The organism is Marinobacter flavimaris (genome assembly GCF_002933295.1).
Classification (GTDB): Bacteria; Pseudomonadota; Gammaproteobacteria; order Pseudomonadales; family Oleiphilaceae; genus Marinobacter; species Marinobacter flavimaris.
Genome location: NZ_PSSW01000010.1, coordinates 141,914 through 159,260 on the forward strand (window position 1 = coordinate 141,914; position 17,347 = coordinate 159,260).

Sequence of the window (17,347 nt, forward strand, 5' to 3'; positions counted from 1 at the left end):
CGCGCTCAGCCAGCCAACTCGGCCTCCAGGGACTCCACCTCTTCGCTGACTTCAAGCCACTGCGCCTCCACCTCTTCCAGGCGGGCGGTTGCGGTGGCCTGCTCCGCCAACAACTCTTTCAGACGGGTCTTGCCGCTGTCGTCGTAAAGGTCGGGTTCGGATAGCTGCTCTTCCAGAGCTGACAGCTTCTGCTGAAGCTGGTCCATTTCCTTTTCCAGCGCACTCTGTTTTTTACGGTAGGGGCTGAGTTTCTGGCGAAGAGCCGCCTCTGCCCGCTTGCGCGCCTTCCGATCTTCGGCACTCTCGCCCACCGCCTCAGCGGCCTCGGGCACCCCCTCCTGGCCGACCGGCACTCTCCTAGGTGCCTCGGTTTCGTCTTTCCGGCGGTCCGCCAGCCAACGCTCATAGTCTTCCAGATCGCCCTGGTACTCCGTTACCCGACCATCATTGACCAGCCAGAACTCGTCCACGGTGTTCCTTAGCAAGTGCCGGTCGTGAGAAACCACCACAATAGCGCCTTCAAAGTTCTGCAGCGCCATGGTCAGAGCCTGGCGCATTTCCAGATCCAGGTGGTTCGTGGGCTCGTCCAGCAGGAGCAGGTTGGGTCTCTGCCATGCGATCACGGCCAGCGCCACGCGGGCCTTTTCGCCACCGGAGAATGACCGGACAGCGCTCAGGGCCTCATCGCCGTGAAAATCAAACCCACCGAGGAAGTTCCGGATACTCTGCTCTGACGCTTTCGGCGCCAGCCGCTGCAGGTGCAGAAACGGGCTGGCATCCAGATCCAGCGACTCCAGCTGATGTTGGGCGAAAGAACCGATGGCCAGATGCTCGCCGCAGGTTCGATCTCCGGACAACAAGGTACCCTCGCCCCGAAGCGCATCCATCAACGTGGACTTGCCCGCGCCATTGGGGCCCAGCAGGCCAATCCGGCTGCCGGGCAGCAGAGTCAGATTGATGCCGTCCAGGATTGGAGTATGACCATGCCCGGCCTTGCCGTTGCGGATCGACAGCAGGGGGTTGGAGACCTTTTCGGCCACCGGAAATTCAAAACTGAAGGGCGAATCGATGTGGGCCGGGGCAATCCGCTCCATCCGCTCCAGAGCCTTGACCCGGCTCTGGGCCTGGCGGGCCTTGGTGGCTTTGGCCTTGAATCGGTCAATAAAGCGCTGAATTTCGGCGATCCTGGCCTGCTGGCGCTCGAAACCGGCCTGCTGCTGGGCCAGACGTTCACTGCGCTGGCCTTCAAAGGCTGAGTAATTACCCGTATATAATTCCAGGTTTCGCCGGTCAAAATGCACCACATGGGTGGCGACCCGATCCATGAAATCCCGGTCGTGAGAAATAAACAGCAGGGTCCCGGGGTAGCGGCGCAGCCAGTTCTCCAGCCACAGACAGGCATCCAGATCCAGGTGGTTGGTGGGCTCATCCAGAAGCAGCAGATCAGATGGTCGCATCAGGGCCTGGGCCAGGTTCAGCCGGATCCGCCAGCCACCGGAAAACGCAGCCACCGGCCGGTCGGCGTCTTCGTCGGAGAATCCCAGCCCACGCAGCAACGCTTCCGCCCTGCGAGCTGCAGACCAGGCCTCGTGCACATCCAGCTCCCCGTGTATGCGGGCAATGGCATGGTCATCACCGGCGCCTTCTGCCCTGGCAAGCTCGCCTTCCAGGCGACGCAGGTCCAGATCGCCATCAAGCACAAAATCCCGGGCACTACGGTCGGTTGCTTCGACTTCCTGCGCCATGTGGGCAATGCGGCAACCCCCGGGCAGGGAAACCGTTCCCTGCTCCGGGGCCAACTGGCCCAGCAAGAGCTGGAAAAGACTGGACTTGCCGGCACCATTGGCACCGACGATCGCGACACGCTGGCCGGGTTGCACCGTCAGGCTGACGGATTCTAGCAACCAGACGCCGCCCCGTTGTAAACTGAGATCGGTTATCGTTAACATGCTTTCATTTTATCAACGTAAAGTGTTCAGGGAAGGCACAGCGCCTATGTCGGTCCGCTCGGCGACCACCCCGGATTTTTCGACACCGCCGCTGGAACTTCCGGCAGATCTGGAACCGGACAACCCGCTCTGGCGTTTTGCCCTGGCGTTCTGGAAACGTCCGGATGTCCAGAACAGCTGCCTGGCGCTTCAGAATCAGGGCTGGAGCGTAACGCGGATTCTCGGTGCGGCCTGGCTTGCACTCTCTGGCAGGGTCTTCGCCGGGGTCGAGGACGCTACGGTAACAGAGTGGCGCGACCGTGTAACCGTTGCCCTCCGGAGCGCGCGGAAATCGCTGCCCGGCAGCGCCGACAACTGTCAGAAGCTTCGCACCGGCATCGCCGGCCTGGAGCTTGAAGCCGAACAGATTGAACTGGCCCTGAGCTGGCGAACGCTAATGACCATTAACCCGGAACACGCAGACATGCAGGGACGCGACGCACTGATCATCAACAATCTGTTTGCGGCAGCACCGACCTTACCCGTTGAGGACGATGCAAGGCCCTTGCTGAATACACTGGCCGATACTCTGGCCCACTTTCCCAAGGGAGACCATCAGCCATGATGATGAAATGGCTCATACGGCTCTCGTTCCCGGCTCTCGGGTTATTGCTGTTGCTGATTTTCTTCGGTCTGAACGACCCGGAGCAGGTCTCCGAACCTGTGGCAGAGCACGAGCAGCCCGAGATTCCCGCGTTTGAAGGACTGGTCCCGTCCCCGATTCCCACCGAGGGCCCCGAAATCGTGTTCAAATGGCAGGATACCGACGGCAACTGGCACTACGCTGACCAGCCGCCCGAACAGGGCCGCTGGAACACCCTCGCTATCGAGCGACGTGACAAGGTCTTCCCCCGGATTCAGCCGCAGGAGCCGGAAACAGACTGGCAATCTCCCTACAGCGCACCTTTCTCCCTGGGTCCCTCAGCTGCCGGTACCAACGGCAGCTGAGCTGACACGTCCGGTTTCTTAACACATGTTCAGTGGCATCTGATGCCGGAACCCGTTACCTTCTGCGTTCTGACAAACACAACGCGGGGCCCTGCCCCAAGCACCGACGTTAAAGGATAATGCAATGAAGAAAACGCTCCTTGCACTGGCAGTGACCGGCCTCGTGGCCGGCTGTTCCACACCCCCCGAAGCCCCGGAACAACCGAAACTGGATTCCACCGATCAGAAGGTGAGCTATGGCATGGGCCTGGTTCTCGGTGAGCGCATGGGTAACGACCTGCCGAATCTGCAGATGGACCAGTTCCTCCAGGGCATCCAGCACGGCCACGCCGGCGATGAAGAAGCCAAGCGCATGAGCCGCGAGGAAATCCAGCAGGCTCTGATGACCTACCAGCAGCAGCTGCAGGAAGAGCAGGGCAAGCAGATGGAAGAATTGGCCCAGAAGAACCTGGATGCCGGCGAAGCCTTCCTTGCCGAGAACGCAGAGCGTGAAGGTGTGGAAACCACTGAATCCGGCCTGCAATACGAAGTACTTGAGCAGGGTGACGGCGAAAAGCCGGCAGCAACAGACACCGTTCAGGTGCATTACACCGGTGAACTGCTGTCCGGTGAAGTATTTGACAGCTCCCGCGAGCGCGGTGAGCCGGTTACCTTCGCCCTGAACCAGGTGATTCCCGGCTGGACCGAGGGCCTGCAGCTGATGAGCGAGGGTGCCCGTTACAAGCTCTACATTCCGTCCGATCTGGCCTACGGCCCCGGCGGCAACAGGGCGATCGGCCCCAACGAGACCCTCGTGTTTGATGTCGAGCTACTCGAGATCAACCCTGGCTCCGGAGACTAAGCGCCAGAACAGGCAGCTGTCAGTTCTGAGGCTGCCACACGAAAAAGCCCCAGCCGGCGATGCCGGACTGGGGCTTTTTTTGATTCAGGGATTTCTCAGGCAGAGGCTACTTTGCCGGCATGGGCATTGTGCAGATGCTCGATCAGGAAATCCTCCATCTCGAACCGGGTCTCCAGAGTTTCACCCAGCTTCGACAATTCACCGAACAGTTCTTTGACATCCTCTTCGGACAAATCCCGGCCATCCAGCCGGTCATTGAAGTTAAGGGCAACCTCGGTGGTTTGCTCAATACGGGGATAAACCTTGGCAGCCAGCTCCAACCCGCCATCGTTAAATTCCCGGGCCTCTCGCACCAACTGCTCGTAGATCTCGAAATGACCGGTAGACACGTAGTCCACCAGAACTTCACACAGGCGCACGAATTTTTCTCTCAATGCTTCGGTCTGCGAGAAGTCGCTTTCTCCGGACAGGTCGCAGTAATGCACCAGAAGCTCCTGACGCTCCTTGAGCCAGCGATCAATCAGCTCGCTGACGCCGCCCCAGCGCTCCCTGGCATTTCGGCAATTTTCCAACATGACGCCTGTTCTCCGCTTGTCTTGACTACTTCTGTTTCGGTTTTGATTTTTATTAGGTTTGGATCAAGTTACCCCATGGCTGCGGTTCCCCGCAACCGTTTCAGCCTCGAATCCATTCCCGGGGTTTTTGCCGGCGAAACATCAAAACCAGACCGGTGATGACAAGCAGCGAGAAAAAGACAGCAGTCCAGCCGGGAATGCTCAAACCCAGGAACCGCCACACCACTTCAGCGCAGTCCCCGGTGCCCTGGAGCGCGGTAGACAGAACTTCGAACCACGGCAGAACGTCCAGCATGTAGTCCACCGAAGGCCCGCATGCCGGCACCTGGTCCGCCGGCAGGCTCTGCAGCCACAACTGCCGCCCGGCGACACCCAGCCCTGCTCCGGCGGTCAGCACCAGCAGGAACCCATAGATCCGCACGCCGAATCCGGTGGGGCCATGGAGAAAGGCCAGGAAACTGACCAGACCGGCACCCATGAAACCGAAGCGCTGTAACCAGCAAAGCGGGCAGGGCTCGAGCCCCATCACATGCTCCATATAAAAAGCCACACCAAGGAGTGCGGCACATACAAGGAAAATAAGCCCGAAAACCCATCTGCTGGTCAAAAGAACACCTCGAATCGTGAATTGAAACTGCAAGCGGCCACAGGGCCTGCTATTCTCGTCACTTAACCCTAAACCACGATCAACTTCAAGCCTATGACACGCCAGCCAAAATCTGTTCTGACGCTTCTTTTTCTGTTGTTTGCAACGATCTCTTTGCCGGCCGTTTCCCAGGAAGAGGAAAATGCCGACGAGGACGTGGCTGAAGAAGAAAACAGCTTTACCGACTACATCAGCATGGATCCACCGTTCGTGACCCACGTGGGTACGCCCGGCAACAAGCCAACCTATCTGAAAGCCGCGGTCAGTCTGCGGGCAAACAGCGCGAGCGCACGGCCTGCCGTGGATGCTCACATGCCCCGATTGCGACACGAACTGGTCATGCTGTTTGGTGAGCAAACGGATACCGATCGCCTCACCTCAATGGAGGGCCAGGAGGCGCTGCGCGAAGAAGCCAAACAGCGAATCAATGCGGTACTGGAAGAGCAGCAGACCGGCGAAAGCATAGCCGGCGTGCTGTTTACGGAGTTTGTCGTGCAGAAGTGAAGCTGGAACCGGCCAGTGGTTCAGGCGATCCGCGAGAACAGATCATCTGACTGGTCGCGGTCATCACGGGCCACCTGATCGGCATCATCCCAACCGGCTTCCCAGGCCGCAATAACGACGTCACCACGATAGGGGCAGCGGGATTTGTCCATGCCCATGTTGGCCGCCATATAGCCCTGTCGGTAAGCCTTGTTCAGGGCTTCCACGTCCCAGCCGAGTTTGATATCCCTTGCCATCGCAATCCCCTCCCGATCCTGATGTTACAAAAATTAACAGCCGGACCGGAGGGAGACAAATCTTTGTTCAGTTTCTGTGCGTCAGGTCCGCAGACTCCTGCGACGCCTCCCGAACCCAACGTTCAAGAGCGCAGGTACTGTTCCAGAAACTCGCTGAACGACAGGGTATCGGCGCTTTCCATGTCGGCCTGCTCGGTCAGGGATTCTGACGTCATAGCCTCAAACGCGCGGCGCACATCATCACCAAGACCTTCCTGCCTAAGGCTCTGCTGATGCTGCCGCGCCATTTCCATACCCCACTCCCGGTGACCCAGGCCAGAGGAACGCATGGCATCGAGAACCCGGGCAGACGGCACGGTCCATTCACCGGTCAACACTTCGCGCTGGGCGGCAAGGGCGTTGCGGTAGGTGTCATCACCCCGCCAACTATCGAGCAGTTCCGCAAGGGGCTCCAGCTGCGACAGAATGTCGTTCGCAGCGTCGGATACCGGGGTACGATGCCCACCACGGCAAAGCGCCAACTCTCGATAACGCCCATTGGCGACCACATCCTTGTAGTTGTCATCCAGGCGTTCACATTCGGCATCGCCAATTCGGGGAGAGTCTGCTAGCAGGCAGTCCAGCAGGAACAGATCCAGAAAATCGATCTGGGCCTCGTTCACACCAACCGGCGAGAAGGGATCAAGGTCCAAACATCGCACCTCAATGTACTCCACACCCCGGGCTTCGAGGGCCTGGATGGGCTTTTCCTCACGCTGCGTCGTGCGTTTGGGGCGCACCGCGCTGTAATACTCGTTCTCGATCTGCAGTACGCTGGTGTTGATCTGGATGAACTTGTCGCCCCGGCGGGTGCCGATCGACTCATACGCCGGCCAGGTGGTGTGAATGGCCCGATCCAGAGTCTGGGTGTAGGTGCTCAGCTCGTTGAAACAGATATTCAGGGATGCCTGTGCGTTGTTGTGGTACCCAAGATCGCCCATCCGTAACGAGGTTGCGTACTCACCGAACCAGGTGCGTTCATCAAATCGCGAGAGATCATGGTTCACGCCGGCTACAAAGCTGGCATCCAGGGCGGGCGAAGCACCGAACAACAACATCAGCAGCCAGCTGCGGCGGCGGAAATTGCGAATCAGCCAGAAATACTGGTCCGACTTGAAGTCTTTCAGGCTTTGCTCGTTGCCCAGCAATTCCTGCCACTTGTGCCAGAAACTGTCGGGCAGGGACAGATTGTAGTGGGCGCCCGCGATGCTCTGCATCATACGGCCGTAGCGCACGGCCAGTCCCTGCCGGTAAACATGCTTGAGTTGGCCAATATTGGAGCTGCCATACTCGGCGATGGGGATACTCGGGTCACCATCCAGCTCACAGGGCATGCTTGTCGCCCAGAACACTTCGTCACCCAGGTTCTGCTGCACAAACGTGTGGATATCCCGCAGCGATTTCAGCATGCCTGCCGTGCTGTCGAACACCGGCGTGATCAGCTCCAGCAAGGCCTCTGAATAGTCGGTGGTAATCCTCGGATGGGTAAGCGCCGACCCCAGGGCTTCGGGGTGCGGAGTCTGGGCGATGAAGCCGTTGCGATCCACCCGCAGCCCTTCTTTTTCGACACCCTTGAGGAAACCATCCCAGTCGCTGGCAGCGAACTGACGAAATACGGAATGGCGGGATTCAGCCATGGTCGACTCCTGCTGCGGCCGGCTTGCTCTTGTGCATAACCGGCCGGTGAAAAGATTGTAAACCCGTCAGCTGTCCTTGCGCGCCGAGGCAAGTGCCTGGGCCAGCGCACCAGCCATGGCGCCCTGTGGGGATTTCTGACCGGAACCGCCATTACCGGCATTCCGGTTTCCGCCCTTGCGGCTGGCTCCGGAGCGGTTGGCAGCCATTGGCTTGCCTTCGTTTTTCTCGCCAGGCTGATCGTCCATACGCATGGTCAGGGCAATTCGCTTGCGCGGGATATCCACGTCCATCACCTTAACCTTGACGATATCCCCGGCCTTGACCACTTCTCGGGGATCCTTGACGAAGGTGTGGGACAGCGCGGAAATGTGCACCAAGCCATCCTGATGCACACCAATATCCACAAACGCGCCAAAGTTGGTCACGTTGGTCACCGACCCTTCCAGCACCATGCCGGGTTTGAGATCGCTCAGGGTTTCGACCCCTTCCTCAAAACTTGCGAACCTGAATTCCGGTCGCGGATCCCGCCCCGGTTTCTCCAGTTCCGAGATGATGTCCTTGATAGTCGGCAAACCGAACTGTTCTGTTACGTAATCCTGGGGATTCAGACCACGCAGGAACGAGGAATCGCCGATGATATCGCCCACTTCGCGATTATTTTTCCGGGCGATGGCCTCGACCACGCCATAGGCTTCCGGGTGCACGGAGGACCGGTCCAGGGGGTTCTCGCCGCCGGCAATACGCAGAAAACCCGCCGCCTGCTCGAACGTGCGGTCCCCGAGACGGGTGACCTTGAGCAGCTGTTTCCGGTTGCGGAACATGCCGTTCTGGTTGCGGAACTCAATGATGTTCTGGGCGATGGTCTGGTTCAGGCCCGAGACCCTTGCCAGCAGTGGCGCTGACGCGGTATTCAGATCCACACCCACGCCGTTTACGCAGTCTTCCACTACGGCATCGAGGCTTCGTGACAGCTGCACCTGGGAAACGTCGTGCTGGTACTGCCCCACCCCGATGGATTTCGGCTCGATTTTCACCAGTTCGGCCAGCGGATCCTGCAACCGGCGGGCAATGGACACCGCGCCGCGAATGGTGACATCCAGATCGGGCAGTTCTTTTGAGGCGAACTCGGAGGCTGAATAGACCGAAGCACCGGACTCACTGACCACGATCCGGGCCAGCTTCAATTCGGGGTAACGCTTGCTGAGGTCGCCGACCAGCTTCTCCGTTTCCCGGGAAGCGGTGCCATTGCCAATGGCCACCAGTTCAATCTTGTACTCCCGACACCAGGCCGCCAGCTGCTCGATGGAACGGTCCCATTGGTTCTGCGGCGCATGGGGGAAGATGGCACCGTGGCCGGCCACCTGGCCAGTGCCATCGATAACAGCCACTTTCACCCCGGTGCGTAGCCCTGGATCCAGGCCCAGGGTCGGACGTGGACCGGCCGGCGCAAGCAGCAGAAGATCCTTGAGGTTGGCGGCGAACACGTTGATGGCTTCGGTTTCTGCCGCTTCGCGGACCTGTGCCATGAGATCGGTTTCAATCTGGGTGGAGAGTTTCACCCGCCAGGTCCAGCGAACCACCTCCGAGAGCCATTTGTCGGCAGCACGACCATTGTCCCGGATATTCCAGCGAGCGGCGATGCGCTGCTCGGCCGGGTGGGGCGCACGGCGGTCATCCTCGGCATCACCAACAACAATCGTGTAACCAAGAACGCCCTCGTTCCTGCCCCGAAGGATGGCCAGGGCACGGTGGGACGGAACTTTCTTAAGCGGCTCAACGTGGTCGAAATAATCACGGAACTTGGCCCCCTCGTTTTCCTTGCCTTCCACCACGGTGACGTTCAGCTGGCCTTCCTGCCAGATAAAGTCCCGCAGGCTGCCCAGCAGCTCGGCATCCTCGGCAAACCGCTCCATCAGAATGTAGCGGGCGCCATCCAGGGCAGCCTTGGTATCTTCCACGCCGGCTTCTTTGTTCAGGTAGCCCTGGGCAGTGGTTTCAGGATCGAGAGTCGGATCATCATAGAGGGCGTCAGCCAGCGGCTCCAGACCCGCCTCGCGGGCAATCTGGGCCTTGGTCCGGCGCTTGGGCTTGTAGGGCAGGTAAAGATCTTCCAGACGGTTCTTGGTGTCGGCGTCCTGGATGGTGGCCTTGAGCTCGTCGGTCAGCTTGCCCTGCTCCTCAATGCTCTTGAGGATAGTGGCACGACGGTCTTCCAGTTCCCGCAAATAGCGCAGACGTTCTTCCAGGTTCCTCAGCTGGCTGTCATCCAGTGAGCCTGTGATCTCTTTCCGGTAGCGGGCGATAAACGGAACGGTCGCGCCTTCGTCGAGCAGTTCGACGGTGGCATTAACCTGTTGCTCGCGGACACCGAGTTCCTCGGCGATACGCCTGGAGATACTGTTCATGCAACCTCTGTCTGATGCTTTGCCAATAAACCAGCAAAGGTACAGCGGCTTACTGCTGCAGGCAAGCGGCCTGTCCCCGCTTGTTCAGGAATTGCACAAGATCCGCCCAGGGCATGGGCCGGGCGTAGTAATAGCCCTGGATTTCATCGCAATGCTGCTGGCGCAGAAACTCCAGTTGCCCTTCGGTTTCCACGCCTTCGGCGACGACGCTGATCTGCAGGCTGTGGGCCAGGCTGATAATGGCCCGGATAATGTGTTCGGCGTCTGCGGAATTACCCAACTCCTGCACAAACGACTTGTCGATCTTCACCAGCGAGATGGGCAGATGCTGGAGATTGCTCAACGATGAAAAGCCGGTGCCGAAATCGTCCAGGGCAAAACTGATACCCAGCTGGTTCAATTCCCGCAGGCAGCGCTGGGCGTACTCCGGGTCGTGCATCATGGCACTCTCGGTCAGCTCCAGCTCCAGCAGACTGGTATCCACGTTGGCGTTAAAGATGATGCGGAAAATGGTTTCGGTCATCTTGCGATCGTGAAACTGCCTGAACGACAGGTTGACCGCGAACACCAGCCCGGGGAAACCGAGCTCGGCGGACTCCTGCAGGCGTTTGCAGGCCTGCTCGATGACCCAGTAACCAATGGGCACGATCAACCCGCTGCGCTCGGCAACCGGAATGAATTCGTCCGGCCCCACCAGCCCGCGCTCCGGGTGATTCCAGCGCAACAGGCATTCGACACCCCGTACTTCTTCCGTGGCCAGATCAATCCGGGGCTGATAGTAAAGCTCCAGTTCCTTGCCTCGAAGGGCGTTGCGGAGGTCTGCCTCCAGACGAAGCTGGTAACCGGCGGAAATGTGCAGCTGGCGGTCGTAAAAACGGTAGCTGGTGCCCGGATCCCGTTTTGCTTCGAACATGGCGCGGTTGGCCCGGCGCAACAGATTCTCGGCGCTGTCTCCGGCTTCCGGGTAGGTTGCGACACCAAGGCTGGCACTGACCACGACCGTCTGGCCATCAATCGTAACCGGCTCATCAAGGGCGTTGACCACCTTGCGGATAATCTGGGTGATATCGAGGGAGTCCTCGACCTTTTCAACAATAATGGCCAGTTCGTCACCCCCGATACGCATCAGCGAATCGACGCGACGAAGAGAATGACGAAGACGCTCTGCCAGCTTCATCATCAACTGGTCGCTTTTCTGGTAACCGAAAGATTCATTAATGCTGCGGAAGTCATCGATATTGAGGTGCAACAAGGCCAGCCGATGGCCTGCACGCTCAGCCCGCAGCAAGGCCTGCTGGAGACGATCGAAGAAAAGGTCCCGGTTGATAAAACCGGTGGCGACTTCGCGGCCCAGCTGACCATGGGCGGACTCGGACAACTGGTCCCGATACCAGAGGCATTTCACGGCCCGACGGAACGTCCAGTGGTCCAGGGTTTGACGACAAAGGTAATCGGCAGCTCCGGCAGCCAGCAACTCTGGCGCGCGCTCCATCGGCGGCTCGGCACTCAGGGCCAGTACCGGCTTTTCATTGCTGGCGACGGCCAGGTACTGCAGGAAGGAGGCTTCAGACCCACCGTGGAACACGCAATCCCATACGATAAGATCAAAACTGGCGTTCCGGATCAGATCATCGCAATCCACCAGATCCGGGCACCAGGTTGCGTCCGCACTGATTTCGACGTCACCCGCCAGGAGAGCATTCAGCCAGAGAAAATCAGCGTAATCTGGTGTCAGAACCAAAAGGCGCAACTGTCCGGGCCTCACGGTTTCCAGTGGCAGTGTCATCTAGCAGGATCCATTTATGCGTGAACAACCAAGTCCGTTCTATCAATCATAGTCGATAGATCGTCAAGGTACAGCAACTCTGTCTGGTGTAGAATAAGCCCACGTCCGTTATCCCCATTTCGTTCCATTCTGGCCATTTATTTGTGAACAAGCTCAACCCGAGACAAAGCGAAGCAGTCCGCTATGCCGATGGCCCGATGCTGGTGCTTGCCGGGGCAGGCAGTGGCAAGACCAGCGTGATTACCCGCAAGATTGCCTACCTGATCGAGCAACTTGGAATACCGGGGCGTCATATTGCCGCAGTCACCTTCACCAACAAGGCTGCCCGTGAAATGAAAGAGCGGGTTGGCAGGATCGTTGACCGGAAGCTGACCCGGGGCCTGATTGTATCTACTTTTCACAATCTTGGCCTCAACATGATCCGTGAGGAGCACACGCATCTTGGCTACCACCCCGGCTTCTCGATCTTTGATGCCGAGGATGCCAAGGCCCTGTTACAGGATCTGATGCTCCGGGAAGCCAGCGCCGAGGCCGGGGACGAACTCAACGACATCCAGATGACCATCTCCTCCTGGAAAAACGCCATGCGGGGGCCCGCCGAGGCCCTGAGCAAGGCTGCCGATGAGCGTGAACAGCGTATTGCCATTATCTACAAGAAATACAACGAGTACCTGAAAGCCTACAACGCGGTCGATTTTGATGATCTGATCCTGCTGCCCGTGATGCTGTTCCGCTCGAATCCGGACGTGCTCGCGAAATGGCGGCGGAAGATTCGCTACATGCTGGTGGATGAATACCAGGACACCAACGTGTGCCAGTATGAACTAGTCAAGCAGCTGGTGGCCGAGCGGGCCGCGTTTACCGTGGTTGGAGACGACGACCAGTCCATCTATGCCTGGCGCGGTGCCCGGCCCGAAAACCTGGCCCAGCTAAAGGAAGACTTCCCTAGCCTGAAAATCGTCAAGCTTGAACAGAATTACCGGTCCACTGCCCGGATCCTGCGCAGTGCCAACACAGTAATTGCCAATAATCCCCACGTGTTCGAGAAGGCGTTGTGGAGTGATCACACCATCGGCGAGGAAATCCGGATTGTCCGATGCCGCAACGAAGACGCGGAAACCGACCGCGTTGCCACCGAGATCCTCGACCAGAAACTAAAAAAAGGGCTCGATTTCCGGGACTTTGCCGTGCTGTATCGGGGTAACCACCAGGCACGACTGCTGGAAATGAAACTGCAGGCCTACCAGATCCCCTACCGCATCTCCGGCGGCCAGTCGTTTTTCTCGAAGAACGAGATCAAGGACGCCATGTCCTACCTGCGGCTGTTGATCAATCCGGACGACGACGCCGCGTTTCTGCGGGTGGTCAATGTGCCACGCCGGGAGATCGGTCCGCGCACGCTGGAGCAGCTCAGTCACTACGCCCGGTCCCGCAACGTCAGCCTGTTCAAGGCCCTGGGTGACATGGGCGCAGAGACCCACGTGACCGAGAAGGGGCTGGATCGCCTGCGGCGTTTTGCCCACTGGGTGGATGCCACCTGCGAGCGGTTGCACAGCGAGAACCCGATACCCGTGATCAAACAGCTGTTCACGGACATCGAATACGAGGAGTGGCTGCACCAGCACTCCGGCACCCCCAAACAGGCCGAGCGGCGGATGGAGAACATCTGGTACCTGGTGGAGTCCATCCAGCGCATGCTCGACGATGGCAAGGGCACGGCCGATGAGCTCGGCATCGAGGATGCCATCACCAAACTGATCCTTCGGGACATGATGGAACAGCGGGAAGAGGACGATGACAGCGACAAGGTTCAGCTGCTCACCCTGCACGCGTCGAAGGGCCTGGAGTTTCCCCACGTGTTCATCATGGGGCTTGAGGAAGAAATCCTGCCCCACCGAAGCAGTATTGAAGAAGGTAATATCGAGGAAGAACGGCGACTGATGTACGTGGGCATTACCCGCGCCCGGGAAACGCTGACCCTGACTTACGCGGCGACCCGGAAACAGTACGGCGAGAAACTCGAAACCATCCCGAGCCGCTTCCTTGATGAGCTGCCCGAGGAAGACCTCAAATGGGAGGGGACTGGCGACCTGGATGTGGAAGCCAATCAGAAAAAGGGAAAAGCGACTCTCAGTGCCCTTTTGGGCGATCTCGGCCTGTAAATTTCAAATTTTTTTACAATCACTGCAACTTTTGAAGACCTGATCCGTTTCTGCAAGTGGGATACCTCATCCCGCTCCGACAACAACAAGATCAGGAGGACTTCATGTCCAGAAATTCCAATCGCTTGTGTCAGCTTACCGGTTCGCTCTTTCTCATCACGGCAGGAGCCACCCCAGCCAGCGCGGGGCTCCTTGGCGGGCTACTCGGATCATCTACCGATGATTCAATAGTGCAGACGAACCAGGACAGAGACCCGGCAAAAGGCTACTTCAGCGAACCTTTTGCGGAACCAACCATCATCGTCGACGGTGAAGCTGTTGAAACCGATGAGAAATGCATCACCCGGGCCGATGGCATGGATGAGTGCAAACCGGCCGCAGGTACCATGGCCCTGCTGAAAGACGGTCGCCTACTCTACCTGAATGCGCTCGAGGGTACCGAAAACGTCGAGCTGTCAATCGTCGCCGAATTCGGCGAAGTCTCGGTCAACGATCAGACCCGTGTATTGTCGCTTGATGAAAGCGACAACCCGTCCTGGCTCAAACCGTCCCCATTGGATGCCGGTGCCAATCCGGACGGCAATGACAGCGAGACCCTCCTCAACGGCACCGAACTCGACGGCTTGATTGATACTGCAGATAACACCAGTAAAAACGACGGTGCGCTGTTCTGCTCGGATGTTATTGGCCTCGCAAACGGCGATGTGATGGCTGTCGGTGGCACCGACTACTACTCGGAGCCCGGCATAGACGGCCTGCCACTCGGCGTTGCAGAGCTGGAAGGCATCAAGAATTCGCGGATATTCGATGAGGCGACCAACACCTGGCGCCAGAGCGGTGATATGACCTACGGCCGCTGGTACCCGTCGCTGGTCACTCTGGGCAATGGCGACGTCTTTGTGGCGAGCGGCGTCACCAAGCTTTTGAAGCCCGTCTATCCGGACGAGCCTCTGAATAGCGGACGCAACGTCGTCCAAACGGAAACCTACAACCCTTGCGCAGGCGTGTGGACGGAGAATCCTTCGACCGCAGACAGGTCACTGCCGCTTTACCCGCGAATGCATCTCCTGCCCAACGGTCACGTGCTCTATAACGCGGGCGGCCAGGCGTTCAATCCATTTGGCCAGGGGTATGACCAGGCCTTGTGGAACATTGTCGCCAGCTACAATCCCGCAACCCAGCGCTGGAACGACATCGGCTATGCCGGACTGCCCCTGAGACTGGATGAAGTCGGGCTGGACCAGCTCAGCAGCACACTGAATATCACCAATCTTTCCCTGGACCAGATCGGCTCATTGCTGGGCGATGTGCTGGAAGCTCCGTCTGATCTGCTGGAGAGCGGCGCAGAGCTGGGCGTTTCAGAGGACGACCTTCGAATGGCCATTGCCGGTGGCATGCGCGGCTCCACGTCCTCAACCATGTTACCTCTCAAGCCAAACGCCAACGGTGAGTACACGGACGTCGAGCTTCTGACTGCCGGTGGTGTTCCCAGTTACGCTCTACTGACCAATCCCGGCGGCTACCTGCCCACGGATCAGAGCCGGATCGACCGCATAACCACGAATGGCGATGACATCGGCTACGAATCAAGACTCACTGGCTCGCTCAACCAGCCACGCTGGTATGGCACCAATGTTCTCATGCCTGACGGCAGCGTCATGGTATTCAGTGGCGGCAACCGCGATGGTGTCGTAGCACCCGGCCTTGAGGGCCCAATTCGCACGGCCGAGCGCTTTGATCCGGAAACGGGCACGTGGACTGAAATGGCAACGGGCCACAGGGCACGGACTTACCACAATACAGCGGTACTTATGGAAGACGGTCGTGTGATGATTGCCGGGCATTCGCCGATCAATACCGCCTACCTGACCTTCGTCGATCTTCAGGACTTCGGTTTGGCGCCGTATGACGGACGGGATCCCAGCTTTGAAATCTACACACCACCCTATGCCATGCGTGACGACCGCCCGGAAATCCAGAGCGCGCCGCGCAACCTGAGCATTGGTGATCGCTTCAATATAAAGGTTGACCAGGCCGACCAGATCGACAAGGCGCTGCTGATTCGCCGGACGGTCATGACCCATGTGATTGATGGCGACCAGCGCGCCATTGAACTGGTCATGGAAAGAGGCAACGGCAACAAGCTGACCCTGAAAATGCCAGACAACCACAACGTGGTCCCCGCCGGCGAGTACATGCTGTTCGTGAGCAAACAGACGACTGAAGGAAGGGTGCCATCAATATCGGCTCCCATCACCGTGGTCAACGAGAACCTCGAATGCATGGCGCCAACCCAGATGGCGGGCGACACCACGACCGCCGACGGAATTATCGAATCAACACTTGAGATTCTGTAACCAGGCAACGGGAGTACATTATGAAAAACGGACGGATCAGTACTGGCGGCTTGCCACTGGTTTTGTTCGGCCTGATGCCCCTGCTGGCTTCCTCGCCAGCGGGGGCGCATGGGGCACCCGACGCAGAGGGCGCTCCCTCTGAGATCGTGCAGGCCCGCATTACCGAGCAGCCGAACATTCAGGGATTGAACGCGATGATTCTGGATGCCCCACGCCCGGGCATCCTGTTGAGCTACCGGGGCGACACCCCTCTGACAGTATTGGGAACCCAAGACGAGGCATTTCTCAGGTTTACTGGCAAGACCGTCATGGTCAATACCGAAAGCCCGAGCTGGCGGTCTCTGCCAAACGCCCCCACTCTCTCGGGAACGCCCGTTGAGGAGAGTGACAGATGGGCAGTGCTGTCGCAAAGTGCCAGTTTTGGCTGGCTAGACCCACGCCTGGCAGCGATGGAGAGCATGCATCACCAGGAACCAGAACATCAGAGCTGGTCGATCAGCCTGCAAACCGCCTCCGGCGAAACAGCGATTATAGTCGGCGAGCTGAGGCGTAAACCGCTCCCCTGACCGCCTAAACCGGAAGGCCGAAAGGCCATAAGAAAAAGCCCCCGAATATCGGGGGCTTTTCTTTTACTCAAAATAGCCTTACTGACTTTCTGCCACCAGGTGCTCGACAGCCGCCTGAATTTCTTCATCCGGACAGCTTGCACAACCGCCCTTTGCAGGCATGGCATTGAAGCCATTGATCGCGTGACTGACCAGAGTGTCCAGCCCTTTATCGATGCGAGGAGCCCAGGCATCGGCATCACCAATCACAGGTGCACCAGCAGCACCGGTGGTGTGACACGCCATGCAAACCGCGTCATACACTTCGCTACCTGAACGAGGACCAGAGCTGGCGGTCTCGGTCGGAGCAGCAGCACTGCCACATTCGTCACCCTGCAGACACACTTCGCCAACCGGCTGGATACGTGCACGGATTTCATCTTCGACGCTTGCCATTACGGCGCTAGCTGTCAGGCCTGCAACGACCAACACAGCAGCCAGGACTCTCTTCATCTTCACAATGCACCTCGCATTTGAGCGTTATAATCTTCGGTCGCCGCATTATAGCGACTGAAACCCGGCAAAAAAACCAAACAGCAAAATCATAAATTGATTTCAACCATTTTAATTGCGATTTCGTAAGTCAGAGGGTGTTTCGCGAACAATCCGGTTACCAT

General features: G+C 58.5%; 15 protein-coding genes. 7 read left to right on the top strand and 8 right to left on the bottom strand.

Going from position 1 to position 17,347, the window contains the following annotated elements; translation table 11 throughout:
* Window positions 1-5: 5 nt before the first annotated feature.
* Entirely contained in the window at window positions 6-1,949 is a 1,944-nt protein-coding gene (locus tag MDHKLMBL_RS17010; protein ID WP_104271550.1) for an ATP-binding cassette domain-containing protein, read from the bottom strand.
* A 46-nt stretch (window positions 1,950-1,995) separates the two neighbouring features.
* Between MDHKLMBL_RS17010 and MDHKLMBL_RS17015 the strand changes: the two genes are divergently transcribed.
* From MDHKLMBL_RS17015 to bamJ, 3 genes are all read left to right on the top strand, one after another.
* On the top strand, window positions 1,996-2,553 hold the full coding sequence (locus tag MDHKLMBL_RS17015; protein WP_008169909.1) for a TIGR02444 family protein: 558 nt from the start codon (window positions 1,996-1,998) through the stop codon (window positions 2,551-2,553).
* Entirely contained in the window at window positions 2,550-2,936 is a 387-nt protein-coding gene (locus MDHKLMBL_RS17020; RefSeq protein WP_008169912.1) for a DUF4124 domain-containing protein, read from the top strand. The genes MDHKLMBL_RS17015 and MDHKLMBL_RS17020 overlap by 4 nt, the downstream gene beginning before the upstream one ends.
* 124 nt (window positions 2,937-3,060) lie before the next feature.
* Complete coding sequence (gene bamJ, locus MDHKLMBL_RS17025) at window positions 3,061-3,777, top strand: BamJ family beta-barrel-assembly machinery protein (RefSeq protein ID WP_008169914.1); 717 nt, start codon at window positions 3,061-3,063, stop codon at window positions 3,775-3,777.
* Between the two features lie 95 nt (window positions 3,778-3,872).
* On the opposite strand, the gene MDHKLMBL_RS17030 is transcribed toward bamJ, so the two are convergent.
* Window positions 3,873-4,352, bottom strand: a complete 480-nt coding sequence (locus MDHKLMBL_RS17030) for an Rsd/AlgQ family anti-sigma factor (RefSeq protein ID WP_008169916.1) — start codon at window positions 4,350-4,352, stop codon at window positions 3,873-3,875.
* A 100-nt stretch (window positions 4,353-4,452) separates the two neighbouring features.
* Window positions 4,453-4,959, bottom strand: coding sequence for a disulfide bond formation protein B (locus MDHKLMBL_RS17035; protein WP_175497417.1), 507 nt, complete (start codon window positions 4,957-4,959; stop codon window positions 4,453-4,455).
* A 93-nt stretch (window positions 4,960-5,052) separates the two neighbouring features.
* Between MDHKLMBL_RS17035 and MDHKLMBL_RS17040 the strand changes: the two genes are divergently transcribed.
* Window positions 5,053-5,502, top strand: coding sequence for a flagellar basal body-associated FliL family protein (locus MDHKLMBL_RS17040; protein ID WP_053114134.1), 450 nt, complete (start codon window positions 5,053-5,055; stop codon window positions 5,500-5,502).
* 20 nt (window positions 5,503-5,522) lie between these two features.
* Here MDHKLMBL_RS17040 and rmf read toward each other — a convergent pair whose 3' ends face one another.
* From rmf to MDHKLMBL_RS17060, 4 genes are all read right to left on the bottom strand, one after another.
* On the bottom strand, window positions 5,523-5,738 hold the full coding sequence (gene rmf, locus MDHKLMBL_RS17045; protein WP_008169923.1) for a ribosome modulation factor: 216 nt from the start codon (window positions 5,736-5,738) through the stop codon (window positions 5,523-5,525).
* Window positions 5,739-5,860: 122 nt separating this feature from the next.
* Window positions 5,861-7,414: a glutamate--cysteine ligase gene (gene gshA, locus MDHKLMBL_RS17050; RefSeq protein ID WP_008169925.1), complete on the bottom strand. Its 1,554-nt coding sequence runs from the start codon at window positions 7,412-7,414 to the stop codon at window positions 5,861-5,863.
* 66 nt (window positions 7,415-7,480) lie between these two features.
* On the bottom strand, window positions 7,481-9,820 hold the full coding sequence (locus MDHKLMBL_RS17055) for a Tex family protein (RefSeq protein WP_053114130.1): 2,340 nt from the start codon (window positions 9,818-9,820) through the stop codon (window positions 7,481-7,483).
* A 49-nt stretch (window positions 9,821-9,869) separates the two neighbouring features.
* Window positions 9,870-11,606 carry a putative bifunctional diguanylate cyclase/phosphodiesterase gene (locus tag MDHKLMBL_RS17060; protein WP_104271552.1) on the bottom strand — a complete coding sequence of 579 codons (1,737 nt, stop codon included), beginning with the start codon at window positions 11,604-11,606 and terminating at the stop codon, window positions 9,870-9,872.
* Window positions 11,607-11,749: 143 nt separating this feature from the next.
* Here MDHKLMBL_RS17060 and rep point away from each other — a divergent pair, with 143 nt between their 5' ends.
* The 3 genes from rep (at window position 11,750) to MDHKLMBL_RS17075 (ending at window position 16,691) form a co-directional block, all read left to right on the top strand.
* Window positions 11,750-13,768: a DNA helicase Rep gene (gene rep / locus MDHKLMBL_RS17065; RefSeq protein WP_014575829.1), complete on the top strand. Its 2,019-nt coding sequence runs from the start codon at window positions 11,750-11,752 to the stop codon at window positions 13,766-13,768.
* Window positions 13,769-13,872: 104 nt separating this feature from the next.
* Entirely contained in the window at window positions 13,873-16,125 is a 2,253-nt protein-coding gene (locus tag MDHKLMBL_RS17070) for a galactose oxidase early set domain-containing protein (RefSeq protein ID WP_104271554.1), read from the top strand.
* Between the two features lie 20 nt (window positions 16,126-16,145).
* The gene (locus tag MDHKLMBL_RS17075; protein WP_104271556.1) at window positions 16,146-16,691 is read left to right on the top strand and encodes a hypothetical protein; all 546 of its coding nucleotides are present in this window, start codon (window positions 16,146-16,148) and stop codon (window positions 16,689-16,691) included.
* Window positions 16,692-16,769: 78 nt separating this feature from the next.
* Here the strand turns inward: MDHKLMBL_RS17075 and MDHKLMBL_RS17080 are convergent, their stop codons facing one another.
* A complete protein-coding gene (locus MDHKLMBL_RS17080; RefSeq protein ID WP_053114121.1) occupies window positions 16,770-17,183 on the bottom strand; it encodes a c-type cytochrome in 414 nt (137 codons plus the stop codon).
* Window positions 17,184-17,347: the final 164 nt, after the last annotated feature.

Coding starts and splice junctions, on each gene's coding strand:
- MDHKLMBL_RS17060 (WP_104271552.1), bottom strand. CDS start 11,606: ATGACACTGCCACTGGAAACCGTGAGGCCCGGACAGTTGCGCCTTTTG.
- MDHKLMBL_RS17020 (WP_008169912.1), top strand. CDS start 2,550: ATGATGATGAAATGGCTCATACGGCTCTCGTTCCCGGCTCTCGGGTTA.
- MDHKLMBL_RS17040 (WP_053114134.1), top strand. CDS start 5,053: ATGACACGCCAGCCAAAATCTGTTCTGACGCTTCTTTTTCTGTTGTTT.
- MDHKLMBL_RS17055 (WP_053114130.1), bottom strand. CDS start 9,820: ATGAACAGTATCTCCAGGCGTATCGCCGAGGAACTCGGTGTCCGCGAG.
- rmf (WP_008169923.1), bottom strand. CDS start 5,738: ATGGCAAGGGATATCAAACTCGGCTGGGACGTGGAAGCCCTGAACAAG.
- MDHKLMBL_RS17075 (WP_104271556.1), top strand. CDS start 16,146: ATGAAAAACGGACGGATCAGTACTGGCGGCTTGCCACTGGTTTTGTTC.
- MDHKLMBL_RS17070 (WP_104271554.1), top strand. CDS start 13,873: ATGTCCAGAAATTCCAATCGCTTGTGTCAGCTTACCGGTTCGCTCTTT.
- MDHKLMBL_RS17080 (WP_053114121.1), bottom strand. CDS start 17,183: ATGAAGAGAGTCCTGGCTGCTGTGTTGGTCGTTGCAGGCCTGACAGCT.
- MDHKLMBL_RS17030 (WP_008169916.1), bottom strand. CDS start 4,352: ATGTTGGAAAATTGCCGAAATGCCAGGGAGCGCTGGGGCGGCGTCAGC.
- gshA (WP_008169925.1), bottom strand. CDS start 7,414: ATGGCTGAATCCCGCCATTCCGTATTTCGTCAGTTCGCTGCCAGCGAC.
- MDHKLMBL_RS17010 (WP_104271550.1), bottom strand. CDS start 1,949: ATGTTAACGATAACCGATCTCAGTTTACAACGGGGCGGCGTCTGGTTG.
- bamJ (WP_008169914.1), top strand. CDS start 3,061: ATGAAGAAAACGCTCCTTGCACTGGCAGTGACCGGCCTCGTGGCCGGC.
- MDHKLMBL_RS17015 (WP_008169909.1), top strand. CDS start 1,996: ATGTCGGTCCGCTCGGCGACCACCCCGGATTTTTCGACACCGCCGCTG.